This window comes from Enterococcus sp. DIV0682 (genome assembly GCF_051712685.1).
GTDB lineage: Bacteria > Bacillota > Bacilli > Lactobacillales > Enterococcaceae > Enterococcus > Enterococcus faecalis.
Map to the genome: position 1 here is coordinate 1,164,489 of NZ_JBIOPK010000001.1, position 24,682 is coordinate 1,189,170.

Genomic DNA, 24,682 nt, shown 5'->3' on the forward strand with positions numbered 1-24,682 from the left:
CCTATGTGCTATTTTTTTGGATAGAGGTGCTCAGAGTAGGGGATGTTTTTCTGGGAAGTTTTTATGCTAGATCTCTATTTGACTAGGCTCAAATAGATCTGAATCAATCGTTGAAGTGATATCTGTTTATATAAAGATAGGCTAAATTGTCATTTTTTTACGAATCGTCGTTCATGTTAAAATAAATGGAGAAATGTTTTAGTATTCATAGTAAGTATTTTATCGTAGAATAAAAGATATACTAACAATGGAGCGATGAAAATGCTAAAAGAAGAAAGATTAAATGCGATAGTCTCTCTAGTAGATCAAAAAGGGGCAATCAAAGTTACTGAAATTATGGAACGATTAAATGTTTCGGATATGACTGTTCGTAGAGATTTGACAGAATTAGAAGCAGCGGGGCGTTTAAAACGAGTACATGGAGGAGCTAGCAGTTTAAATACATATCGTCCACATGAACTGTCTCATGATGATAAACAAATTATTAATAGTGTTGAAAAAAAAGAAATTGTCCAAAAAGCATTAAGTTTAATTCACGAAGAAGAAACTATCTTCCTAGGACCAGGAACAACTATTGAACTTTTGGCCGAGGCAATGGAATTTAAACATTTAAGAGTAGTAACAAACTGTTTGCCTGTGTTTGAAACGTTAAGTAAAAAAAAGAATGCGTTGACCATTTATTTGGTTGGTGGAGAAATGCGACTTTTAACTAAATCTTTTTTTGGTGAAATCGCTAATAAAGCATTAGAAGAAATGCATTTTCATAAAGCATTTTTTAGTTGCAATGCGTTAAAAGATAATAAAATTATGACAGCGACTATTGAAGAAGGACAAACACAAGCAATTGCATTAGATAACTCAATAGAAAAATATTTGTTAATGGATACTTCTAAAGTAGAGAAACAGGATTTTTATTCTTTTTATCAATTAGAAGAAGTGACAGCGGTAGTTACAAATAAAGATAAATTTGACACATCTAAAGTATTGGAAAAAGTTGTCAGGGTGATCTACTAAAAAGAAGAGGTGCATCTGCACCTCTTCTTTTTAGTTTCCCTTATTGAGCTTTTTGAGCATAAATAATATTTCGCTTCTTCATTTGTTTTGCATACCAAATGAAAATCAGTAGATAGGCGACTAGCGCCAGACATGCGTATAAAATAAATTCTAGTTGACCTTGTGATGCATTGCCGACTAAGTATCCTAAGAATTTTTCCATTGGCCCTTCCATGGTAGTATGTGAAATTAAAGTATTATTATTTAGACCCGCTGGGAAAGCACCAACTTTTTTTGCGGTTTCGGTAACGAACGGTGCAATTAGGGTACCAGACCATAAGAACAAAGGTAATTCGATTGCTCCAATGATAATCATTCGGATGAGTTTACCTCTTGTTACTACTAGTAGAGCAGGGGTTACACCCATTGCAATAATTCCGCCAAGTGGTAAAAGTTTGTTGCCAGGTAGGACAATGGCTTCTAATAGCATAATTGGAGCCAATACGTTAGCTGCTGCCCAGATTTCAGCACGACCAGCTAAGAAAGGCCAATCTAAACCAATATTAAGTGTACGTCCTTTTAATTTATTCGAAGCAAAATCAGTGATACCTTGTGATAAAGGCTCAACTGCAGCGATAAACCAAGTTCCAATTAAAGAGAATAGTTCCAAACAGACTGCAGCCGTAAAGGATAGAGAAAAAATTTGCGTGGGTGTTTGGCCAGCTAAAAGACCCACAAAAATCCCTAAGTAAATCCCGATGGCAAATTTTGATCCCCAAAAGCCAATTTTACTATTCAATTTGGCAGCGTCAAAATCGTATTTATCTAACCAAGGGAAAAGCTTATCAAAAATTTTATCAAAAACCATAATGATTGGGTTCATCATATAGTTCATATGCGTGGTAGTCATAGGATTGGTATCTGGGGCGTTAAGTAAATCGTTAAACGTTGGTTTCATTAAGTCAGAATTGATAATTTTTAAAACACCTATGAAAATAACTAAGATTGTTGCAATTATTAAGTTTGCGCCACAAAAAATAGCAAATAAACCAACAATCGATAGATGCCAAATGTCGAAAATATCCACATCTAATGTGTTCGTTTTATTTAGAATTAACATAATGACATTGACAATCACCATAATTAAAAGAAAGTAAAGGGTGTAAGGAGATCCCCAAGTGATGGTGGCCAAAGGTGCCCAACCAACATCGGTAATATTTAAAGAAATTCCTGTACGTTCTACGAAAGAGGCCATTGCATCTGAGAAAGCAGTAGTTAAAATTCCTATAATAGCACTGATACCAGTTAAAGCAATTCCTAGTTTAAGACCACCTTCTAATGCGCGAGTGGGTTTTACCTTAAAACAAAGGGCAATCAGTGTTAAAACAATAGTCATTAAAGGAGCAGCACCTAAATCAATTAAAGGTTTAAAAATTGTATTTGCTAGGTCAATAATCGTATTCATTTATTTTCTCCTTCATAAGCTAAGATAACAAAATTTTTATCTTAGTTTTGTTATTGTTGACAATGAAGCGTAAGTAATTAGTCTAAAAAGGAAATCATTTGTTTAAAGAGTGAATGATACTTTCCATTTGTTGATAAACAGGTTCAGCCATTGCTGGAATTCGATAAAGAATTGCGCCTGCATCAACTACAGGAATCGTGATTGGGAAACCCAAATCTGTTTTGGCGATTTGGGCGAAAATATCATAGTGGGATAGCATCTCTTGATTGATATCTTTAATCATTACGGCATCGCAAGAAACTTGGTAGCCTCTTTTAGATAATTCTGTTTCTAATGCAGATTTGATTTGATGGCTAGAGTTTACCCCAGCCCCACATGCAGCTAAAATTTTAATCATGTTAAATCTCTCCTTTAAAATTTTTTTGTAAAAAACGATAAACTTCTTCTTTATCTTCACATTGAAAAAAAGCCAATAGTGATGAACGGTCTGTCGTGTTAATAAAATCCATGATAGTCGCTAAAAGACCCGTTTGTTCAATACCGTTTTCATTTAAAATCATGAAAAGAAAGGAAACAGAGAGCGTTTCATCTGGGATAATCATGTTATGAAATGATAAGGATTGTTTCAATTTAATCGGGATAATTCTTGTCGTCCGTACAAAGGTACTTTCGGTATGCGGAATGGCGATATTCGGTAGTGCAGGATCAATCGGTGTTAAACTTAAACCAGTCGGATAGTTATGTTCTCGTTCCAATAAATTAGTTAGAAAATCAGGTGTAACTAATTTCTTTTTTAACAAGTCTAAATAAACTTCTTCAAAAACTTCTTCTTGTGTTTTTTTGTTTGAAATATAGGTAGTATCTAATGAAAAAATCGATGTTTTAATAACCATAGAACCCCTCGTTTCTTTAATATATTATTATTTATTTACAAGTATAATATAAAACGCTTTCAAAAAGATGTCAACACAATATTAAACAATAATAAACAAAAAAGAAAATAAATGTTGAATAAAGTTCGATATTGTTTTATTATGTTTTCGAGAAGGGGATTTGAGTTTAAAGAAAGGGACAGAATTTTAATAGTAGATACACGAGGTAAGGAGGAAAACAAAATGCGTGTCATACTTGGTTCAGATTTAGATGGAATAAAATTAAAAGCAGAAATGAAACAATACTTATTGCAAGAAAAAGTTGAGGTAATCGATAAAAGTGAAAGTGCTTCGGAAGACTTTATAGAAGCAACGCTTGCTGTTGCTCATGAAGTTTTAAAGGATACTGAAAGTTTAGGAATCGTTTTTGATGGTTATGGGGCAGGTAGTTTTATGACTGCTGCTAAAATTAAAGGAATGATTGTCGCTGAATTGTCAGATGAGCGTTCTGCATATATGGCGCGAGAACACAACAATGCTCGGATGATCACGGTGGGCGCAAAAATTGTTGGAACGGAACTAGCCAAAAACATAATAAAAGAATTCTTAACAGGTCATTATGCAGGCGGGCGTCATCAAATACGTGTAGATATGTTAAATAAAATGGCTTAACAAATAATAGAAAGGAAGCGTTTTTATGAGAATTGCCATTGGTTGTGATCATATTGTGACGGATACCAAAATAGCAGTTTCTGATTTTTTGAAAGCAAAGGGATATGAAATTTTAGATGTAGGCACGTATGATTTTACTCGAACTCACTATCCTATTTTCGGAAAAAAAGTGGGAGAAGCCGTAATGAGCAATCAGGCTGATTTGGGTATATGTATTTGCGGAACAGGCGTTGGAATTAACAATGCGGTTAACAAAGTGCCGGGTATCCGTTCTGCTTTAGTTCGCGATATGACTACAGCGTTGTATGCGAAAGAGGAATTGAACGCAAATGTTATTGGTTTCGGTGGGAAAATAACAGGAGAATTCTTGATCTGTGATATCGCTGCTGCCTTTATTGAAGCACACTATCATCCAACAGAAGACAACGAACAACTAATTGAAAAAATTAATCAAGTTGAAAAACAACATCCAGAACAACAAGATGCGCACTTTTTCGATGAATTTTTAGATAAATGGCAACGAGGAGTCTATCACGATTAGTACGTAATCAATGAGGGTTATTTGAGAAAGCGGTCTTAAATAATAATCATTGGTATTTGAGTTAAATTCCCCTTCAGTAATTTTTATTGCTGTTTTAATGTGGCACTGTAAAGAGCATTATTAAGAAAAAGAAGTAACAAAGGAACAAATTGAAGGCTATACAGGTAACCATAAAAAGTACACGAGAAAAGAACTCGTGTACTTTTTATGGTTTCGCTGCTTGTTTTATTTTAGTAATTATTTTTCTATAAAAATAGTCCCAGAATTATTAAAATAATCCCGATAACTAAACTGCCGATGCCAGAAGCCGTACCATATTTTTTACCTAAATTTATATCAGTAGTATTTTTAGGAATCAAGTTTGAGAAAAAATAAAATTTTTTTACCAAGATTAGATATGCAACAAGTAAAAGTAATAATCCTAAGAGAAGATAACTAAGATTTTCAGCTAATAAATCTAGATGAGCTAATAACAATATCCCTAAAAAGAGGCCTACCAATCCATATTTCATCGTTTTTTCTTTTGCTGACATATAAATATCCCTACTTTACTTTTTAATTTATCAAGAGCATAAAACCATAGATTCGATATAAGTTCATTTTGTTGTATCCAAAAGAGGATGACCTGGAATGACCTATATAATTAGAAAATTGGAGTGATATATAGTTATTTTACCATAGCTTAAATGAGTTGATTAACTCCGAATAATGTACAACTATGTACACCTATTGTGGGTGGAATGTGTGTTGGGACTTTGCTAACCTAATAGTTGAAAAAATGAATCAATAAATTTAGAAAAGGGACTATTCAAACGTAAATTTTTTTGGAAATTGCTATATTATTTATTTTTTTAAGCGTAATCAACTAAATGTTTTTATGGATAAAGAAAGTCATTGTTCCTTGTCATCAAGCTACAACAGCCAAATTCATTAGAACTTTTTTAGTGAATGACTTTAATTTTAGAAAGGTACTGTTGTTAAACATTCATGCTATCAAAGGAGTGTGAGGCGAACGAAGCAAGTATTTTCATTTTATAAAAGTTGTATTATGGACTCTTAAAAAGAGGTGATTTAAAAAATTTTGAAGTGGAAATGTTAAGAAAGGAGAGAGGAAATGACTTATTTAGTTCTGGTCAGTCATGGCGATTTTGCTAGAGGGTTAAAAAATTCATTAGGGATGTTTGCTAGCGAGGAGATAGAGACAGTCAGAGTGTTTGGCTTACAACCTGGTGAATCTACCGATAATTTTGGTAAGCGGTTTCTTTGTGAGGTTGAAAAATTACCGCAGGAAACGAGGCTAATCGTTTTGGCTGATATTGTAGGCGGAAGTCCACTTGCTACTATTTGTAAAGTATTAGATAAGCAAAAAATGCTAGAAAATTCTCTGATTGTTGGAGGAGTGAATTTTCCAATGGCTTTAAATGCGCTTCTATTGAAAGAAACTAGTGAATTATCTGATTTGAAAAAAATGATAGTAGCAGATGCTTGTCATGGTATTAGAGAGTTAACTGTAACTGAAGACGATGTAACTGAAGAGGATATCTAAAGGAGAAGATGAACATGTCAATTTCTTTTGTTCGAATCGATGATCGAATGATTCATGGCTTAATTACTTTACGTTGGACTAAAGAAATGCCTTGTGATGGCATTATAGCTGTGAATGACAAAGCAGCAAGTAACCCTATTTTAAAGGAAGCATATAAAGCAGCTGCACAAGATAAAAAAACCTTTATTTGGACAATGGCGCATTTTTTTGATGTAAAGGATAAAGTATTAGCGTCTAAGTCAAAATACTTTTTGATTACAAAGAGCCCTTTGGATATGAAAAAAATTTTGGTAGATTGGCATTTTGTTCCAAGTGAAGTAAAAATGATTAATGTTGGACCGGGGAATGACCGCGAAGGGACAATTAAATTAGGGGATAACCAATCCTTTACAGCAGAAGAAGCAGCGGCTTTTGAAGAAATTGAAAAGGCTGGTTACAAAGTGGATTTTGCCTTGTTACCTGATCAACGAATTGGTTCTTGGGCGCATTTTAAAGCTAAATTTGGTTACTGATTCTAGAAGTTTTGAAAAGAGGAGAGTAGTATTATGACAATCAACTGGATACAAGCGGCTATTTTAGGCCTATTTGCTTGTCTGTGTTCAAATTCTTGTATGGCTGGACAAGCGGTGGGAAATTATACGATTGGGCGTCCTTTAGTCGGCGGATTAGTTTGTGGCATTATTTTAGGAGATTTAAAATTAGGAATCGCTTGTGGTGTAGCGATGCAATTAGTTTACATTGCTTTAGTCACACCTGGAGGAACAGTGTCTGCTGACGTGCGGGCAATTTCATATATCGGGATTCCTTTGGCGATGGTGGCGATTTCGACCAAAGGCTTAGATCCACTTGGCGGCTCTGCAGCCGACCTGGCTAAATCGGTCGGCACATTAGTTGGAACGATCGGAACGGTATTATTTTATTCTGTTGCCGCGTTAAATTTAGTTTGGCAATCGTTTGGTTGGAAAGATATAAAAAAAGGCAAGCTTGATCATTTATATGCCATTAATTTTGGTTGGCCGTGGATTTCTCATCTACTTTTTTCCTTTTTGCCAACCGTGATTTTAACCTATTTTGGGGCTACGGCTGTTACAGCAATGAGAGATGCATTACCTATGGATGGTCTTGCAATGAAAACGCTTTTTACTGTAGGTGGCATGCTTCCGTGTGTGGGAATTGCAATTTTGTTACGTCAAATTGTTAATAAGAACATTGATTTTGTACCTTTTTTTGTAGGGTTCACATTAGCTGCTTCATTAAAACTTAATTTAGTCTCGATAACGATTATTGCGCTTCTTTTTGCTGTAATTTTTTATAAAATTGCTTTGATTAAAAACAATACTAAACTGGTTGATTCAACAGGAAGTCTAACAAATGATGACGAAGAGGAGGACATATGAGATGGAAGAGTTGAAAGCCAATAAATTAGACCAAAAAACGTTAAAGCATTCTTTTCATTTATGGTTTTGGGGAGCGTTAACTTGTTTTTCACAACAGCATATGCAAACCTTCGGCTATCTTTCTTCAATGCTTCCTATTATCAAAAAACTTTATCCGAAACATGAAGACCAAGTGAAAGCCATTCAAGCATATACAGCTTTTTTTAACACAAATCCAATGCTTGGAACGGTCATTGTTGGTGTGACTGCTAGTATGGAAGAGGCTAGAGCAAGTAAGAATGAAATTGATGGAGAAACGATTAATGATATGAGGGCAGGATTAATGGGACCGATTGCAGGGATTGGCGATTCATTAGTTGATGGTACCTTGATTCCTATCTTGTTAGGAATTTCCTTAGGAATGTCCACGGGCGGTTCGCCAATTGGTGCCATATTTTATATTATTGTTTGGACGTTAATTTCCTACTTTGGCCAACGCTTTTTGTATTTTAGAGGCTATCATTTTGGCGATAAAGCAGTAAGTTTCTTAGTTGGGAAAGAAGGAGCCGCTGTTAGAGTTGCTATCGGAGTTATTGGTAGTATGGTTGTCGGTGGGGTCCTTGCATCTTGGGTAAATGTGACTACTTCTTTTAAATTAATAGGTGCTGACGGAAAAGTTTTCCTTAAACTGCAAGATAAAATTGACAGTATTTATCCAGGATTATTAACGATACTTGTTACCTTGTTTTGTTGGTGGTTAATGTCCAAAAAACATGTTTCCGCTATTTGGACGATGCTTATTTTAGTTGTTATTTCTCTCGTTGGCGTTTTATTAGGTGTTTTCAATCCAGGATTAACTTACTGAACAATCACCAAAAAGGACTCTAGCTGTTAGAGCAAACTGGCTTTTGCAGAAAATCGATGCCGAAAAAGCTAATAAATTAAATTATTGTTCTCTAAGACACAGAAAGAATCTTGTGATTAAAATAAAAATATATAAAATAGAAGAAATTTAGAGACTAGCTTCTATTTTATATATTTTTTTGTTTTAGAAATTTAGTTGGTTTATTAGAATTTTAGGAAAAATTTTACGAAAAGTGTCGCAAAAATGGCTCCTAAAAACGGTGCAGTTCCGGGAACAATCAACCCATATTGCCAATCATTATTGGTTTTATTTTTGATTGGTAAAAGTTGATAGGCGATACGAGGACCTAAATCACGTGCTTGATTCATTGCGAATCCTGTAGTACCACCTAGCCCCATGCCGATTGCCCAAACAAGCAAGCCAACAGCAATGGGTAGTTGTGTTTCGTAGGAATGTGCAATCGCTAAAATAGATGTTAAAAAAATGAATGTTGCAAAAGTTTCAACAAAATAGTTTCTTGGTAAATTTCGTTGGTTCGGATTTGTAGAAAAAATATTACGAATAGCGATTGGATCGACACTATCGGCGGATAGCTTGAAATGATCAGCATACATAATATAAACAATGACGGCGCCACAAATGCCGCCTAACATTTCAGCGATGACATAGGGAATGAAGTAAGACCATGGAATCATTCCTAAAATAGCTTGAGCGAGGGCCATTGCTGGATTAATACAGACTCCGCCAAAGACGAACAGAACAACAGAGATTCCAAAAGCCCAAGTAGTGATTGCAAACATGTGACCAGAACCAGCGTATTTTGTTCGTTTTAGGACATCGTCGCAGTGAACACCTACCCCAAATACGATCATTAATGCAGTTCCCATAAATTCTGATAAGATATGATGAAACATAAGATAAAGCTCCTTTAATCAATAGTTTTGTTATTTAATGTTTGGACGAGGCGATAGACTTCCTCAATTGTAAAATTATATTGTTTAGCAATTCGTTCACAATCTTGGTATTCAATAGACTCTTTCAATAGGCCATGATAATGATTTTTTTTAATATGGACCTTACCAAAAGGTGTTTCCAAGATTTTGAAAGAACGGTCCATCACACTACGTTCCATTGTTTGAAAACGCATACCAATTGTAGAAGTATGTTTAAAGAGTAGTTCTGTAAAATATTCTTTTTCCTCTGTTGTTGTTAAAACCGTTAATAGAATGGCACTTCGGTTTTTTTTCATATGAATGGGCGTGAAAAAAACATCTAGAGCACCATGCTCCAATAATAGATCCATTACGTAACCTAACTGTTCAGGTGTTTGATTGTCTATATTTGTTTCAATTTTTAAAACTTGGTCATGGTGTTCTGTCCTCTTTTTTTTACTATGTGTTTCAGTAAAGATTGATCCTCTGAGGGCATTGAACTTGCCTGTTTCCCGTTTGCCAAATCCGTAACCTATTTTTTCAATTAATCGTTGTTCTGGTGCGACAAATAGAGGACTAAGTTCTTTAAAAATAGCTAAGCCAGTCGGTGTGACAAGTTCAGTTTTTATCTCAAAGTCTTGTTGAATGATTAAATTTGTTTCTTTACGTAATTCCATCACCGCGGGAACTGGTATTGGCATGACTCCATGGGCAATTGTGATAGTACCACTTCCATCTGTAATTGGCGTTGAATAGACTTGTTCAATCTCTAACTGTTCCCATAGGATAAAAAAGCCAACGATGTCAACAATTGAATCAATTGCTCCGACTTCATGAAAATGAATAGTGTCAATTGTTTGTTGATGAACAGCAGCTTCAGCTTTTGCAATGTCATAGAAAACATTTTTACTATGTTTTTTTACAAAATTGGACAAGTCGCTTTTTTCAATTAATGTATAAATATCTTTTAAATTTCTAGAATGGCTATGATGATGTGCATGTTCTTTCGTTTCATGATGTTCATTTTCGTGGTGAGGAGAGAGACTGTGTTTTATACCGTAATCCTTTTTTCCATGTTGTAGGAGAACATCGAAATCTGTTCCGTAAATACAACTTTTAGCAATTCGTTGGGCTTGAATGGTGAACCCATCGATGGGAAGTTTTTTTAATTCGATTAACAGTTTGTTTAAATCCCCGCCTAAGTCAAGCAACAATCCATTTAACATATCACCACTAAGACCAGAAAATGGTTCTAAAAATAAGCTTTTCATAGTGAAGACTCCTTTATTTGATTAATCATACTTGCATTATAAGCGGCACCAAACCCGTTATCTATGTTGACTACACTAACGCCAGAGGAACAACTATTTAGCATTCCTAAAAGAGCAGTCAGTCCTTGAAAATTGCTGCCGTAGCCTATGCTAGTAGGGACGGCAATCACTGGCACGCTAACTAGTCCGCCTAGCACGGACACCAGTGCACCTTCCATGCCTGCAATCACAATAACCGCCGAAGCCTGTTGAATCTCATCTAGGTGAGCGAACAAACGATGAATGCCAGAAACGCCTACATCATAGATACGTTTTATTTGATTCCCGAAAGTTTCTGCAGTGATTGCTGCTTCTTCAGCAACGGACATGTCTGACGTTCCAGCAGTAACTATCGCAATATAGTTTTTTGTTGTAGTCTCCATTTGGTTGATAACGAAACAACGTGCAAGTTCATAGTAGGTTCCATGAGGAAAGTTCGACTCTAAAGGCTGGGCTTTTTGTTGTGAAACGCGAGTAACTAAGATTGTATTGTTTTCTTTTCTTAAGCTATTGATAATTTTGATGAGTTGCTCAATTGTTTTCCCTTCCCCATAAACGACTTCTGGATAACCAGTTCTTTCTTTACGCTGCGTATCAATTTTTGCAAAGTCTAATTCGCAAAAGCCATTTAATTTGTTTGTTGCTTCTTCTAAAGATAATTTTCCCTCTTTAAAAGCTCCTAAAATTTCTTTCGGTTGCATAATACAACGCTCCTTATTCCTGATTTCTCAAGGATCATTATTCTACAATGACAGACAAGCCATCTCGAATCACAGTCACTTTTGCATTTAGACCTTCTCTTTCAAATGCTCGCTCTAACGCTTCATCAAACGTTTTTGCTATTTCCATATGCATCGAAGTGATAAGCTCAGAATCAACAAGATCTGAAACAAAAATTATATGATGATGAACTAAAATTCGCGCTAAAATTTGCGAAGTCCATTGATCTGGCACGGTTTCTAATCGTGGTGTATGGATGGCTGCTTCTAAAAATTCGTTTGGATTTTTAACATTGGCAATATTTTCATAAAAACCTTCACCACCGTGACCATCACGACAACCAGCGACCATAATAATGACACCGCCGTCTTTATTGGTTGCTTCTGCAGCGGTCATTCCTTTAACTGCTTGATAAATGTTTTGATCAAGTGGAAATCCGCCATTCGTTGAAACCGCAATGTCGCAAGGTATTTTTTTGACACGGGCAATTTCTTTTACAAAGTTACAACCAACTTTATGCGCTTCAACCATATCGCCTGCAAAGGAACCAATAATTTTTTTGTCACCATCTAAAACGACATTAACAATAAAAGCTAGATTCGCTTTAGCGGCAGCGTAGACCATATCATTATGAATCGGATTATCCGTTAAATTTCCTGTCCGTGAGTTGGAGGAATCAATAAATTCTCCAGAATGGTTAGCCATGATGGTTTTATAAGAAGCAATTCCAGGTAAAACAGATTTACGTCCACCAGAAAATCCTGCAAAAAAGTGTGATTCAATAAACCCTTCGGCCAGCAGTAAATCTGCTTCTGCTGCAATGCGATTAATGATACAATCGCCCCCTGAAGGTAGTTGACCGATTTTGACCATTGAGGAATCATCAGTAGAGATATGCATAACGATTTCTTCATTCTCTACAATCTCTTTACCATATTTGCTAATCAGTTCTTCTCGTGTAGAAGGGCGATGAAAGCCTGTAGCAACTAAAATCCGTATTCTAGCTGTTTTGTTCACTGAACGAATTCTACGCAAAATAATTGGGGTGATAATATGTGAAGGAACGGGACGTGTGTGATCGGAACTAATGAGGACAATGTCTTTTTTACCCTTAGCTAATTCTTCTAATGGAAGGCTTCCAATAGGATTGTCCAGCGATTTTTCGACTGTTTCTTTCTCAGTATATGGATTTGAAAAATGTTCAGCTTTTGATTCGAGAAGCCCAATAAAATTTTTATCGGGAATTCTTGCAGTAATCATTTTCTTGTCATAAGGTAGGTTAATTTCTACCATAGCAATCATCTCCTAAGTAATATTTTACGAGACTAAGTATAATGAAATTTAGAAATCACACAGTCCTTATTGTGGGTAACATTTGCTAACAAAAGGTTGGTGAGAGTGTTTATAATAGTTAACGAATCAAACAGAAACTTAGTCAAAGGAGTGACAATTATGGAGTCAGATTATCTTACAGCTTTCTTAGATAGAAAGAAGACGCCGATTATCAAAAAAAAACGCCATACTTATCTCGCTTATCATGGATTGGAGGAAGCGTACACCTATGTATTAAAGAAAGGGGTCGTTAAGACGAGTATTATTTTAAAGGATGGACGAGAATTTAATCTGTCGTATATTGTGTCTCCTGACATTATTTCATTGTTACGTGATGAAGTATCAAATTATACATCTGCTCCTTTTAATATCCGCATTGAGTCGGAAGAGGCTAGCTTTTATCGGATACCAAGGACTGTATTTTGGGAATATGTTAGAGAAGATGCTGTTCTTCAAGATTATGTACGGGATTACTACCGAGCAAAATTATCGGAGAGTATTAGTTCCTTACAGAATATGACAATGAATGGTAAGAAAGGGGCTGTTTGTACTTTTATTTACCAATTAATTGATTTGTTTGGTGTACAGACAGAGGAAGGAATATTAATTGATTTTCAAGTAACTAATGAGGATATTGCGGGGTTTTGCGGGATTTCAACGAGAAATAGCGTAAACCGAATTATCCATGATTTAAAAGAGGAAAAAGTCATCGATATCAAAAAACAAAAAATTGTGATTTACGATCAAAGTTATTTAGCTGATTATATTGATCGATAAGATAGGAGTCTGACGAACATGCATATTCCAGAAAATTATTTAAGCCCACAAACTTGCGCAGTGATGGGCGCGATTATGGTACCTGTCTGGTACCGCGCTGTAAAAAAAGTTGACGTTCAAATTAAATTAAAAAAAGATACAGGGACCATGTTAGGGATTTCCTCCTCCTTGTCATTTTTAATAATGATGTTTAATTTGCCAGTACCTGGTGGAACAACTGCGCACGCTGTTGGGGCTGTTCTCATCGCATTATTGATGGGACCTTGGGCCGCGACGCTGTCTGTTTCGGTGGCTTTACTATTACAGGCTTGTTTATTTGGTGATGGTGGTATATTAGCTTTTGGTGCAAACGCCTTTTCTATGGCGTTTGTGATGCCATTCGTGGGATATGGAGTTTATAAGCTAGTTACGCGTGTAAAAAAATTTGAAACAATGGGTCTTTTCTTAGCTGGGTATCTTGGTGTAAATGTTGCGGCATTTTCTACTTCTGTATTATTAGGTATCCAACCCTTACTATTCCATGAAGCGAATGGTACGCCACTTTATAGCCCATATGGTCTTTCTATAACTATACCAGCAATGATGAGTGTCCATCTGTTAGTAATAGGAATTGTTGAAGGTCTCTTCACCGTGTGTGTCTATAATTTTGTAAAAAGTGTGTCAAAAGATGCAATTTTTATCGAAGAAAAGAAGAAAAGGACTCCGTTGTTGCGATTAAAGAGACTGTTATTGGTTATGGTAATTTTATGTCCATTAGGTTTGATTGATCATGCCACTGCTTGGGGTGAATGGGATTTATCTGAATTAGTCAAGAATTTAAAACAGAATCATTTACCTGCAGTACAACCAAAAGGTATGGTGAATGGTTTTTCATTTCATGCACTTTTCAGTGATTACTTTATTCCAGGACTGCCATTAGCACTTGGGTATATTTTAAGTGGCGTAACAGCCATAATCGTTTTTTTACTCATTTTTCGTTTATTTAATGGAAGAAGGCAAAGTTGATGCCTGAATGGATGAAAGAATCTTCCACGTCCTTTGAACCTAATAAAAAAGAAACCTTTATGCTTAAAAATCGAAAAGGAATCCTTTTTTTATTAAATAAATTTCAGGTGAGCGGGAAACGCAATAAGACAATTCTCAGTGATATACACCCAGCAATTCAACTGATCAGTACTTTTTTACTAATTGTTTTAATCAGCACAGCACAAAAAGTTCTTGTTTTGTGGCTCTTAGGCATCTACCTAGGCATGTTACTTTTAGTTGAAAAACCAACTATTCTACGAAACATTGTCAAAAAAGCTAGTATCCTCATTTTGATGCCGCTGATTATCTATTTACCGATCTTTTTTTTAGGTCAATTTAGTTTATTATTTATTGTTCATTTGTTTTTTTTAGCCATAGCGATTAGTCAATATATGGAAACAACCAACATGAATCAATTTATAGCAGCATTAAAAATCTTTCATTTTCCGAATATAATACTTTTACAATTAGATATTACGATTAAATATATCTTTTTCTTTGGAAATCTCTTAATCCAACTGCTTGCCGCTGTAGAAGCTAGAGCAGTTGGTGGGAATATCCAGTTGAGTACGGGTAGTAATTTAATCAGTCTTATTTCTTTAAAATCTTTTACGTATGGGGAAAAGTTGGACATGGTGATGGAAGCAAGAGGATATACTGGTCAATATTATCGAGTAAAGCAACCATTAAAAACGAAAGATTTTTTGGTTAGTATTGCCTATCTTTTATTTTTCGGGGGGTTGCTTTATTTAGGGAGGAACTAATATGTATCGAGTAAATCATTTGGTTTATCGCTATCAAACGAAGCCTGTTTTTTCGCCTTGTAATTTGGAAATAGCCAGAGGAGAATATCTGGTTTTGATGGGAGATAACGGCAGTGGGAAATCCACTTTTTTAAATTTGCTCGCAGGTTTTTTAAAACCTTCCGAGGGAACGATTTATTTTGGGAGCGTCAATAATTTTGTGTAAATAAATTGTCCTCCTGCAAAATAATTAGTTACTCAGTAAACATTGAAACTAATGTATCGGTTACCTGTTGAAAACCTTTATGGCTTCTGTTTAGAAATTTTTGATTGTATGTATCAAAAATGCTGACTAGAAAGCGTTCTAGTGATTCTTCATTTTGAAACTGCTCTTTTCTACGGCTGTATCTTTTAATTTGCTTATTGAAAGACTCGATTAGATTGGTTGAGTAAATGGTTCTACGAATGCTAGGTGGAAAATCATAAAAAGTTAATAAGTCTTGGTTTTCTATGAGTGACTGCGTCACTTTAGGATAGTTTTTCTTCCATTTCTCAATCATGCCGGATAAGAAGGTATTCGCTTCTTCTTTTGAGTTAGCTTGATAAACAGCCTTAAAGTCATCACAGATTTCTTTTCGGTCTTTGACACGTACTTTATGAGCGATATTACGAGATACATGGATACAACAATGCTGATATTTTGCTTTAGGATAAATTTGATGGATAGTATCTTTCATGCCTTTTAAGCCGTCCGTAATAAAAAGCAAGACTTCTTGAACTCCTCTGGAGTTAATATCCTGTAGCAGCTCATTCCAAACGTATGTTGATTCAGTTGGAGCAATCGCATAACTCAGTACTTCTTTAGTGCCGTCTTCTCGTATACCAATGGCAATATAAATCGCTTCTTTGGATACGGTTTGACGTTTTAGTGGAATGTAAGTAGCGTCCATAAAAATAGCGACATACTTATCATTTAAGGCTCTGGATTTAAAGGCATTTACTTCTTCAGTCAGAACTTTAGTCATGTTGGACATGGTTTGTGGAGTATAGTGATGACCGTACATTTTTTCGATCAAATCAGCAATTTCAGACATCGTAACACCTTTTTCGAATAAATGGATAATAGTGGTTTCCAATGTATCGTTTGTTCTTTTGTAGGCTGGTAAAGTTTGTTGTTTAAACTCACCATTACGATCTCTAGGTATTTCCAATGTTAATTCACCATATTCGGTTTTGATTGATCGAAAGTAAGAACCGTTTCTCGAATTACCTGAATTAAAACCAGTGCGATCATATTTTTCGTAATCTAAAAAAGCCGTTAATTCAGTCCGTAGGAGTGTGTTTATCGCTTTTTCTAAGTGCGAACGGAATAATTCATTTAAATCGCCTTTAGTGACTAGAGTTTGCACAATTTCTGTAGTAAAATCATTCATAGGGAAGTCCTCTTTTCTGTGAATTGGTTGTCGTTAACTTTATTCTACAGAAGCGACTTCCTTTTTTGTATGGATTTTTTCATTTACACAAAATATTTTACACTCTCTTTATTTTATGGAACAATCATTAACGGCCTGGAAAAAAGACCCTATTCATAAAAAGAAGTATTATGCTCATTTGGGTATATTATTTCAAGAGACGGACACACAATTATTTAATGCAACAGTTTATGACGAATTGGCATTTGGCCCTAGACAGCTCCAACTATCCGAGCATGAAACAGCAAAAAGAATTAATGATTGTTTGAATTTATTAAAAATTACCCATTTAAGCAATCAAGTGCCTTATCAATTATCGGGAGGAGAAAAGAAAAAAGTGGCTTTTGCTAGTCTGTTAGTAATGAATCCAGACGTGTATTTATTAGATGAGCCGTTTACTGGGTTGACAAAAGAATCGGAAAAATTATTTAAAAAGATAATAAAAAATCTGCATCAACTTGGTAAAACAATTATCCTTTCCGCCCATGACTATTTGAGTATTTGCGAGGAAGCTGATTCCATTATATTGTTTGATTCGGCTGTTACAAGGTACTCAAAGGAAGAGATAGAAGCCAATGCTAACTTGTTACAACATTTAAAACGGTATTAAGTGTACAAATATTGACAATAATTGATACTATGAATCGTGATTTTTTCTATTGTGGAGATGTCTATAATTAATTATGTAAAAGAAAATCAATAGGAGATGGTTTAAATGTCTGTCATGAAAACGAAAGAACAAAATTTAGTTCGCGAATTACAAAAAATGGATAAGTTGGCTGTTGCATATTCAGGTGGAATTGATAGCTCTTACTTGCTAAAAAAAGCTTTGGACACTTTAGGTGCTGAAAATGTACTTGCGGTTGTTGTAAATTCAGAATTATTTTCTGATGATGAGTTTGATAAAGCGGTTGATTTAGCTAATGGGTTGGGAGCAAATGTGTTAGGCCTTGAAATGAGCGAATTAGCGGATGATAGAATTGTTGCAAATAACCCTAATAGCTGGTTCTACAGTAAAAAATTATTATATAAAACTATTCGTTCGGCTATTCAGAAAGAGGGATTTGATGTTCTGGCCGATGGGATGATTATGGATGATAATACTGACTTTCGTCCTGGATTAAGAGCAAGAGATCAAGAAGGGGTCATCAGTCCGCTACAACAAGCTAAATTATATAAAATTGAAATACGTCAACTTGCTAAAGACGCAGGTATTTCCAATTGGAGTAAAGTTGCCTCATGTAGCATTGCTTCAAGAATTCCTTATGGCATTAAGTTAACACGCTCAGCTATTGATCAAGTATTTGCTAGTGAAAAATATTTACGGGAAATAGGTTTTCCAATTGTCCGTGTCAGAGCACATCATGATTTAGCACGGATTGAAATTCCAGAAGACAAACTTTCTCTGTTATTAGAAAACAGAGAAAAAATTGCAGATTATCTTAAAAAACAAGGATTTAATTATGTAACTTTTGACTTAGAAGGATTTAAATCTGGCCGAATGAATGATATCCTCACAGAAACTGAAAAAAAAGTTTTTTGTGAATGTTAGACAGATAAGTTTATAAAATTGAGTCGGTGTAACGGAGTCAGGACAGGAGTATTCTGTTATAAAAACCAAGTTTTCTGCTCGATTAGATCGGTTGTTTTCATTGATTACTCTGCCAGTAGATTATCAACTTTTAAGCCTAGGAAAAATTCCCTTTGGATTTTTCCTAGGCTTTTTGTCTATTTAATCATTTGATATTTGCTAAAAAGAAATTAGCTGTAGAATTTTTTAAGATTACCAGTGATTGTTCAATTTGAGGAAAATAAATGGATTGTTTGGACTGGTTGATTAGTCGATTATTTTTGGGATTCGTGAGTGAAAGTATTTGCTGTGAATAGTTAAATAACTCAGTGTTTAGTGTGTCCGGCCTAACTGGCGTTAATTTTTTTAAGTAGTATTGTGTTTTCATAAGTTCTAAAAGAAGCTCTTCCATAGCAGTTTGCATTTCCAACAGTTGATCATTTAGTTGTTTTTGTTGCATTAAGCTTTCAGCAGAGGCATCGTTACTATAAATAGGAGATTCAAGAACAATTTCTTGAATAGAATAGTTTACTCTACGTTGTACCCGATAAGCTAGTACCCAAGCATCACTAGGCAACGTGGTCTCTTCATTGATTAACGCTAGCAAAATAGAGCTGATCGTTTTTGACCAACTATTGATATTTTTACGTAATACTTGACTATGCCATGTTGGGAAAATAAAAAACATAACAAAAGCAATCAGCGCACCAATAATTACATCAAAAACTCTTGTATAGCCTGCAGAACTACCACCTAATGTGAAAGTTAACCAAGTGGTCACACTTAGCATTAGAAATGCTTGACTTAATTTACGGACGGTTTCATACAATATAACTAGCAAACAAGACAATAGCATTGTCCATAAAGGATTTAGGTTTGTTAAGTTAGCAATTAATTGAGACAAAAAGATGCCTAAACAACCACCTAAAATAGAACCAATAGTTCTTGAAGTGATTTTACCGAGTGTACCATGATAACCTGGCATAACCATTAAACAACCAGAAATAACTACCCAGAATTCGTGATTAGCTAAAGGCAAAGGGTACATGTAATTAAGAATAAGCGAACAAAAATGACACACTAAACCTGTTAAAGCTAAACGAATTGCGAATCTAGCAGAGCTGCCTTTGTAAGAATGAAGGATCTCTTTGGCTTCTGCAAGTCCTTCTTTTGTGGGTAAGAAAGATTTAAATGAGATTTTTTTAAAGGATTGTTTGTTTTGTATCAAAAGGATTGCTGATTTTATTTCGGTGTTTGCTGAAGCAAATTCTTGAAGAGGCAGGGTTAATTGTTCTCCTTTTAAAAAGAGTAGAATTGCTTTTAAAGCAGGAAGATTTTCAGCTGCATTGGTTGAATCTAACGAGCCTGCAATTGCATCTGCTTGTGAAACCAAGGGATAAATCCATGGTGTTTTTTGATGATTGACCCATGGCATCGTTTCAACAGATTCGCGTACTTTTATTCTGAAATGGACATAGCGTGCGGGTTTTCCTTGTGCTAATAAATATAATTGTTCATATAAATCGGCTACTAATTTTTGTGCTTCATTATTTTGCGGCTTAGAATAAAGACAATAGAACAAACAAAGGATGGACATACCTAAAATTATTGCACCCAGACCTTCAAAAGTTTGACCAATAGACAAATTGCCTTTTAATTGCGCACCAGCTAGTAAAGAAATGGTCCCAAAGAGACATCGAATATACAGACCAATACTAAAGTTTCTTACAATCCCTGAAAAATACAAACCAAAGACGAATAATAAAATAATGGATATACTTGACGACTGTAAAAGTATCCCCAGACTGGCACCAAGAAAAATCATTAAAATACCATCTATGGCACTTCTTTGTGGAGAGCTATGTCGTGGTAAGACACAAATTACAGTGCCCAAAAAGCTACCAACATTTACTAAAACAAAAGCGAAAGGAAAGACTATTGTTAGAACAGCACCAACAGCATTTGCAATAATGATACTAAGAACAAGGGCAAACCAGTTCTGTCTTGTATCAAAAGTTAGTATAGGGCGACTATACGCCCAAGACGATTCTAAGAAGACCTCAAAAAAATTTTTGATAGATAATTTCACAAAACATTCCTTCTTTAAAAATTTATTAAAAGCTAAAAAATTATTCCTCTGCTAGTATACACCTCTAAATTTTTTTTTCAAATTTGCTCTTTTTAAGAAAACTCACAATTATAGTCCAACATTAAGTTTAGCCATATATTTTTGTTGAATAAATTCTGTAAGCTCATGCCAACTTTCTTCATTTTCAATGGAATCTAAGTAGAAAATATCTTGATTAGAAGTAGCTTTTTCGAAGGAATCTGTGATGATGATATCCGCATTTGTGAAGTCTTCGGTAATAGAGATTGCGTTTGTATTATATAAGGAGGATAACCGTGTTTTAATAAAATAACTTGCATAAAAATCTTTGATAATTTGTAAATAGATTCTCACTTGTACTTTTTTTTCGGACACAGACAATGTGTAAAGCAGTTGACTGAGTAACTCTAAATGCGTTTCTTGGTGAACTAATTTTGCCACCGTTCGTTTTATTCGATTAAAGTATGCCACATCTGACGGAGTACAAATTTCTGGCTGCGGTAAATAAAGTGTTAAAAAAGTATAATAATTGCCCTCCGTTAAAAAGTACCAAGCATTAAAAATAGAAAGATAGTAAACGTATTGATAATCATGCTGATTTGTCAGTAAGTAGGCTACTTGCTTAAATAATTTTTTTGATAAGACACAATAAGGATGGTTAGATTCTATAAATAATTTTTCTATTTGTTTCGTTTGCTTTTCCGAAAAGATATAAGGGATAAAAATGCGAGATAAAAAATTAAAGTATAAAATTTCAGTTTTTCTTGTTTCGCATTGAATGTCAGCGAAAGAGTGTTCAAGAAAAAATAAAGTCACATGACTGTATTGATTGATCAGAATAAAAAAAGAATGCAGGTTTTTAGAGTGCGGCATCTTTAAGAAGTTTTGTGCACTTGTTCTAGTTTTAAATATCGCATATAAAATATAAAACGCTCTTTTCTTCATTCGGACATTTTTATAGGATCGTTCAAGAAGTTCATCGGGTAGACTTTTTTTTATTTCTTCAAGACTTATTTTAGAAAAAGGCCAAGCCAATTCTTGAAAGGAATCTTGTAGGAAAATGAAAGAAAACACTCGAATCGATAATTCATTGCCAGTTAATTGATAAATACCCTTAATACTAACGATTACTATATCAAAAATTTTAAAAAAGTTATTCAGTTGTTTCGTGATTTTTACCAGATAATGTTCAGAAATATATAAAACTTTAATTAATTCGTTTTTATCAATGGAAGAATGGGGAGCGTCAATAATTTTGTGTAAATAAATTGTCCTCCTGCAAAATAATTAGTTACTCAGTAAACATTGAAACTAATGTATCGGTTACCTGTTGAAAACCTTTATGGCTTCTGTTTAGAAATTTTTGATTGTATGTATCAAAAATGCTGACTAGAAAGCGTTCTAGTGATTCTTCATTTTGAAACTGCTCTTTTCTACGGCTGTATCTTTTAATTTGCTTATTGAAAGACTCGATTAGATTGGTTGAGTAAATGGTTCTACGAATGCTAGGTGGAAAATCATAAAAAGTTAATAAGTCTTGGTTTTCTATGAGTGACTGCGTCACTTTAGGATAGTTTTTCTTCCATTTCTCAATCATGCCGGATAAGAAGGTATTCGCTTCTTCTTTTGAGTTAGCTTGATAAACAGCCTTAAAGTCATCACAGATTTCTTTTCGGTCTTTGACACGTACTTTATGAGCGATATTACGAGATACATGGATACAACAATGCTGATATTTTGCTTTAGGATAAATTTGATGGATAGTATCTTTCATGCCTTTTAAGCCGTCCGTAATAAAAAGCAAGACTTCTTGAACTCCTCTGGAGTTAATATCCTGTAGCAGCTCATTCCAAACGTATGTTGATTCAGTTGGAGCAATCGCATAACTCAGTACTTCTTTAGTGCCGTCTTCTCGTATACCAATGGCAATATAAATCGCTTCTTTGGATACGGTTTGACGTTTTAGTGGAATGTAAGTAGCGTCCATAAAAATAGCGACATACTTATCATTTAAGGCTCTGGATTTAAAGGCATTTACTTCTTCAGTCAGAACTTTAGTCATGTTGGACATGGTTTGTGGAGTATAGTGATGACCGTACATTTTTTCGATCAAATCAGCAATTTCAGACATCGTAACACCTTTTTCGAATAAATGGATAATAGTGGTTTCCAATGTATCGTTTGTTCTTTTGTAGGCTGGTAAAGTTTGTTGTTTAAACTCACCATTACGATCTCTAGGTATTTCCAATGTTAATTCACCATATTCGGTTTTGATTGATCGAAAGTAAGAACCGTTTCTCGAATTACCTGAATTAAAACCAGTGCGATCATATTTTTCGTAATCTAAAAAAGCCGTTAATTCAGTCCGTAGGAGTGTGTTTATCGCTTTTTCTAAGTGCGAACGGAATAATTCATTTAAATCGCCTTTAGTGACTAGAGTTTGCACAATTTCTGTAGTAAAATCATTCATAGGGAAGTCCTCTTTTCTGTGAATTGGTTGTCGTTAACTTTATTCTACAGAAGCGACTTCCTTTTTTGTATGGATTTTTTCATTTACACAAAATATTTTACACTCTCGAAGAATGTGTGACCAATTGTACGCAATAATTAAATTGTACATTGTTTTTTAAAAGATTAAGTTTTAACGTGTAGGCGTATTCGACCGCGCTTTTTCGGTACGCTGGATTTACACAAACAATGCCATTATTGTTAGAGACAATAAAATGTTGGATTTGATAAGTATCCTCGAATTCTTGATTTATTTTTATCAGATTTTCTTTGACCGTTCTTTTTGAAATTTTTAAATTGGAAGAAATTTCATTTAATGACGTATGAGCTCGCTTCACTATATAAAATAAAATTTCTAGCTCATTCGTTAGGTAGGATGGAAACATGTTATGGACCTCCAAAAGTAAAATTTAGGTTCATTGTAGTCTACTTTCGATAAAGTCCGTATAATTGTGTAAAAGTAAAAAGGCCATATAACAGTCCTTTTACGGTACAATGTTTTTAACGACAAAAACATACCCAGGAGGACTTTTACATGACCCAAGTACATTTTACACTGAAAAGCGAAGAGATTCAAAGCATTATTGAATATTCTGTAAAGGATGACGTTTCTAAAAATATTTTAACAACGGTATTTAATCAACTAATGGAAAATCAACGAACAGAATATATTCAAGCAAAAGAATATGAACGAACAGAAAACCGACAAAGTCAACGAAATGGCTATTATGAGCGCAGCTTTACGACACGTGTAGGCACGCTAGAATTAAAAGTACCCAGAACACGTGATGGCCATTTTTCACCCACAGTGTTTGAACGTTATCAACGAAACGAAAAAGCCCTCATGGCTTCAATGTTGGAAATGTATGTATCAGGCGTTTCAACTCGTAAAGTATCAAAAATTGTGGAAGAACTTTGTGGTAAATCCGTCTCTAAGTCCTTCGTTTCTAGCTTAACAGAACAGCTAGAACCTATGGTTAACGAGTGGCAGAATCGTTTATTATCAGAAAAAAATTATCCTTACTTAATGACCGATGTACTCTATATAAAAGTACGAGAAGAAAATCGAGTACTCTCAAAAAGCTGTCATATAGCGATTGGAATAACCAAAGATGGCGACCGTGAAATTATCGGCTTCATGATTCAAAGTGGCGAAAGCGAAGAGACCTGGACAACATTTTTTGAATACCTAAAAGAACGCGGTTTACAAGGTACGGAACTCGTTATTTCTGATGCGCACAAAGGATTAGTCTCTGCCATTAGAAAATCCTTCACCAACGTAAGTTGGCAAAGATGCCAAGTTCACTTCCTAAGAAATATCTTTACCACCATTCCTAAAAAAAATTCAAAATCTTTCAGAGAAGCTGTTAAAGGAATTTTTAAGTTCACAGATATTAACTTAGCGCGTGAGGCTAAAAATCGATTGATTCATGATTATATCGATCAACCAAAATATTCAAAAGCTTGCGCATCATTGGATGATGGATTCGAAGACGCCTTTCAATATACCGTACAAGGAAATTCCCACAATCGACTAAAGAGTACCAATCTAATTGAACGACTGAATCAAGAAGTACGCAGAAGAGAAAAGATTATTCGCATCTTCCCCAATCAAACATCAGCCAATCGCTTAATTGGAGCCGTTCTTATGGACCTACATGATGAATGGATTTATTCTTCAAGAAAATACATCAATTTTGATAAGTAGAAATGGTAAAAACATTGTATAGCATTTTACACAGGAGTCTGGACTTGACTCTACTTTCTTTAAATTTTTGTATTGATATGTTAACACAAGCGCAATAAGAAGCGGCCATCACAATTAATGTACAGCCTTATACATTAATTGTGTGTG

The 24,682-nt window shown here is 34.8% G+C and carries 25 protein-coding genes and 2 pseudogenes; 14 read left to right on the top strand and 13 right to left on the bottom strand.

What is annotated here, in order from left to right; translation table 11 throughout:
* The first annotated feature begins 261 nt into the window (after window positions 1–261).
* Entirely contained in the window at window positions 262–1,014 is a 753-nt protein-coding gene (locus IGK96_RS05575) for a DeoR/GlpR family DNA-binding transcription regulator (protein WP_002362011.1), read from the top strand.
* 40 nt (window positions 1,015–1,054) lie between these two features.
* On the opposite strand, the gene IGK96_RS05580 is transcribed toward IGK96_RS05575, so the two are convergent.
* The 3 genes from IGK96_RS05580 to IGK96_RS05590 form a co-directional block, all read right to left on the bottom strand.
* Complete coding sequence (locus tag IGK96_RS05580; protein WP_002357183.1) at window positions 1,055–2,458, bottom strand: PTS galactitol transporter subunit IIC; 1,404 nt, start codon at window positions 2,456–2,458, stop codon at window positions 1,055–1,057.
* A gap of 94 nt (window positions 2,459–2,552) precedes the next feature.
* Window positions 2,553–2,855, bottom strand: a complete 303-nt coding sequence (locus tag IGK96_RS05585; RefSeq protein ID WP_002357185.1) for a PTS fructose transporter subunit IIB — start codon at window positions 2,853–2,855, stop codon at window positions 2,553–2,555.
* A gap of 1 nt (window position 2,856) precedes the next feature.
* Window positions 2,857–3,351 (bottom strand): PTS sugar transporter subunit IIA, encoded by a 495-nt coding sequence (locus IGK96_RS05590; RefSeq protein WP_002357187.1) that lies wholly within the window; start codon window positions 3,349–3,351, stop codon window positions 2,857–2,859.
* A gap of 222 nt (window positions 3,352–3,573) precedes the next feature.
* Between IGK96_RS05590 and lacA the strand changes: the two genes are divergently transcribed.
* Together lacA and lacB are read left to right on the top strand one after the other, a co-directional pair.
* Complete coding sequence (gene lacA, locus IGK96_RS05595) at window positions 3,574–4,002, top strand: galactose-6-phosphate isomerase subunit LacA (RefSeq protein WP_002357188.1); 429 nt, start codon at window positions 3,574–3,576, stop codon at window positions 4,000–4,002.
* Window positions 4,003–4,027: 25 nt separating this feature from the next.
* Window positions 4,028–4,543 carry a galactose-6-phosphate isomerase subunit LacB gene (gene lacB / locus IGK96_RS05600; RefSeq protein ID WP_002357189.1) on the top strand — a complete coding sequence of 172 codons (516 nt, stop codon included), beginning with the start codon at window positions 4,028–4,030 and terminating at the stop codon, window positions 4,541–4,543.
* 245 nt (window positions 4,544–4,788) lie between these two features.
* On the opposite strand, the gene IGK96_RS05605 is transcribed toward lacB, so the two are convergent.
* Entirely contained in the window at window positions 4,789–5,076 is a 288-nt protein-coding gene (locus IGK96_RS05605; RefSeq protein WP_002369241.1) for a hypothetical protein, read from the bottom strand.
* Between the two features lie 581 nt (window positions 5,077–5,657).
* On the opposite strand from IGK96_RS05605, the gene IGK96_RS05610 reads away from it, so the two are divergent.
* Genes IGK96_RS05610 through IGK96_RS05625 form a run of 4 tightly spaced genes read left to right on the top strand, consistent with a single transcriptional unit; the run spans window position 5,658 to window position 8,330 of the window.
* A complete protein-coding gene (locus IGK96_RS05610) occupies window positions 5,658–6,089 on the top strand; it encodes a PTS sugar transporter subunit IIA (RefSeq protein WP_016618290.1) in 432 nt (143 codons plus the stop codon).
* Between the two features lie 14 nt (window positions 6,090–6,103).
* The gene (locus IGK96_RS05615; RefSeq protein ID WP_002357192.1) at window positions 6,104–6,601 is read left to right on the top strand and encodes a PTS system mannose/fructose/N-acetylgalactosamine-transporter subunit IIB; all 498 of its coding nucleotides are present in this window, start codon (window positions 6,104–6,106) and stop codon (window positions 6,599–6,601) included.
* A 33-nt stretch (window positions 6,602–6,634) separates the two neighbouring features.
* The gene (locus IGK96_RS05620) at window positions 6,635–7,486 is read left to right on the top strand and encodes a PTS mannose/fructose/sorbose/N-acetylgalactosamine transporter subunit IIC (RefSeq protein ID WP_002357194.1); all 852 of its coding nucleotides are present in this window, start codon (window positions 6,635–6,637) and stop codon (window positions 7,484–7,486) included.
* Entirely contained in the window at window positions 7,461–8,330 is an 870-nt protein-coding gene (locus IGK96_RS05625; protein ID WP_002419912.1) for a PTS system mannose/fructose/sorbose family transporter subunit IID, read from the top strand. The genes IGK96_RS05620 and IGK96_RS05625 overlap by 26 nt, the downstream gene beginning before the upstream one ends.
* 203 nt (window positions 8,331–8,533) lie before the next feature.
* Here the strand turns inward: IGK96_RS05625 and larD are convergent, their stop codons facing one another.
* The 4 genes from larD to larA are packed head-to-tail and all read right to left on the bottom strand — an operon-like array spanning window position 8,534 to window position 12,585.
* Window positions 8,534–9,244, bottom strand: coding sequence for a D/L-lactic acid transporter LarD (gene larD / locus IGK96_RS05630; protein ID WP_002357197.1), 711 nt, complete (start codon window positions 9,242–9,244; stop codon window positions 8,534–8,536).
* A 14-nt stretch (window positions 9,245–9,258) separates the two neighbouring features.
* Window positions 9,259–10,533 (bottom strand): nickel pincer cofactor biosynthesis protein LarC, encoded by a 1,275-nt coding sequence (gene larC, locus IGK96_RS05635; protein WP_002362001.1) that lies wholly within the window; start codon window positions 10,531–10,533, stop codon window positions 9,259–9,261.
* Complete coding sequence (larB, locus tag IGK96_RS05640) at window positions 10,530–11,273, bottom strand: nickel pincer cofactor biosynthesis protein LarB (RefSeq protein ID WP_002362000.1); 744 nt, start codon at window positions 11,271–11,273, stop codon at window positions 10,530–10,532. The genes larC and larB overlap by 4 nt, the downstream gene beginning before the upstream one ends.
* A gap of 37 nt (window positions 11,274–11,310) precedes the next feature.
* Complete coding sequence (gene larA / locus IGK96_RS05645; RefSeq protein WP_033625020.1) at window positions 11,311–12,585, bottom strand: nickel-dependent lactate racemase; 1,275 nt, start codon at window positions 12,583–12,585, stop codon at window positions 11,311–11,313.
* 159 nt (window positions 12,586–12,744) lie between these two features.
* On the opposite strand from larA, the gene IGK96_RS05650 reads away from it, so the two are divergent.
* Genes IGK96_RS05650 through IGK96_RS05665 form a run of 4 tightly spaced genes read left to right on the top strand, consistent with a single transcriptional unit; the run spans window position 12,745 to window position 15,396 of the window.
* A complete protein-coding gene (locus IGK96_RS05650) occupies window positions 12,745–13,401 on the top strand; it encodes a Crp/Fnr family transcriptional regulator (RefSeq protein WP_002361998.1) in 657 nt (218 codons plus the stop codon).
* A gap of 18 nt (window positions 13,402–13,419) precedes the next feature.
* Window positions 13,420–14,406, top strand: a complete 987-nt coding sequence (gene cbiM / locus IGK96_RS05655) for a cobalt transporter CbiM (RefSeq protein ID WP_002374603.1) — start codon at window positions 13,420–13,422, stop codon at window positions 14,404–14,406.
* On the top strand, window positions 14,406–15,191 hold the full coding sequence (locus tag IGK96_RS05660) for an energy-coupling factor transporter transmembrane component T family protein (RefSeq protein ID WP_075578550.1): 786 nt from the start codon (window positions 14,406–14,408) through the stop codon (window positions 15,189–15,191). Before cbiM ends, IGK96_RS05660 begins: the two co-directional genes overlap by 1 nt.
* A 1-nt stretch (window position 15,192) precedes the next feature.
* On the top strand, window positions 15,193–15,396 hold the full coding sequence (locus IGK96_RS05665; protein ID WP_438755938.1) for an ATP-binding cassette domain-containing protein: 204 nt from the start codon (window positions 15,193–15,195) through the stop codon (window positions 15,394–15,396).
* A gap of 28 nt (window positions 15,397–15,424) precedes the next feature.
* Here IGK96_RS05665 and IGK96_RS05670 read toward each other — a convergent pair whose 3' ends face one another.
* Window positions 15,425–16,603 carry an IS256-like element ISEf1 family transposase gene (locus IGK96_RS05670; RefSeq protein WP_000997695.1) on the bottom strand — a complete coding sequence of 393 codons (1,179 nt, stop codon included), beginning with the start codon at window positions 16,601–16,603 and terminating at the stop codon, window positions 15,425–15,427.
* 115 nt (window positions 16,604–16,718) lie between these two features.
* Between IGK96_RS05670 and IGK96_RS05675 the strand changes: the two genes are divergently transcribed.
* Both IGK96_RS05675 and larE read left to right on the top strand, forming a co-directional pair.
* Window positions 16,719–17,252, top strand: a complete 534-nt coding sequence (locus IGK96_RS05675; RefSeq protein WP_438755940.1) for an ABC transporter ATP-binding protein — start codon at window positions 16,719–16,721, stop codon at window positions 17,250–17,252.
* 105 nt (window positions 17,253–17,357) lie between these two features.
* Complete coding sequence (gene larE / locus IGK96_RS05680; RefSeq protein ID WP_002374609.1) at window positions 17,358–18,194, top strand: ATP-dependent sacrificial sulfur transferase LarE; 837 nt, start codon at window positions 17,358–17,360, stop codon at window positions 18,192–18,194.
* Between the two features lie 184 nt (window positions 18,195–18,378).
* Here larE and IGK96_RS05685 read toward each other — a convergent pair whose 3' ends face one another.
* The 4 genes and pseudogenes from IGK96_RS05685 to IGK96_RS05700 form a co-directional block, all read right to left on the bottom strand.
* On the bottom strand, window positions 18,379–20,301 hold the full coding sequence (locus tag IGK96_RS05685) for an FUSC family protein (protein WP_085443061.1): 1,923 nt from the start codon (window positions 20,299–20,301) through the stop codon (window positions 18,379–18,381).
* Window positions 20,302–20,409: 108 nt separating this feature from the next.
* Window positions 20,410–21,558 (bottom strand): annotated as a pseudogene (locus tag IGK96_RS05690) (helix-turn-helix domain-containing protein); the annotation flags it as partial.
* A 52-nt stretch (window positions 21,559–21,610) separates the two neighbouring features.
* The gene (locus IGK96_RS05695) at window positions 21,611–22,789 is read right to left on the bottom strand and encodes an IS256-like element ISEf1 family transposase (protein WP_000997695.1); all 1,179 of its coding nucleotides are present in this window, start codon (window positions 22,787–22,789) and stop codon (window positions 21,611–21,613) included.
* A gap of 106 nt (window positions 22,790–22,895) precedes the next feature.
* Window positions 22,896–23,213: pseudogene (locus tag IGK96_RS05700) on the bottom strand (helix-turn-helix domain-containing protein); the annotation flags it as partial.
* Between the two features lie 149 nt (window positions 23,214–23,362).
* On the opposite strand from IGK96_RS05700, the gene IGK96_RS05705 reads away from it, so the two are divergent.
* The gene (locus tag IGK96_RS05705) at window positions 23,363–24,535 is read left to right on the top strand and encodes an IS256-like element IS256 family transposase (RefSeq protein ID WP_000195429.1); all 1,173 of its coding nucleotides are present in this window, start codon (window positions 23,363–23,365) and stop codon (window positions 24,533–24,535) included.
* Window positions 24,536–24,682 lie beyond the last annotated feature (147 nt).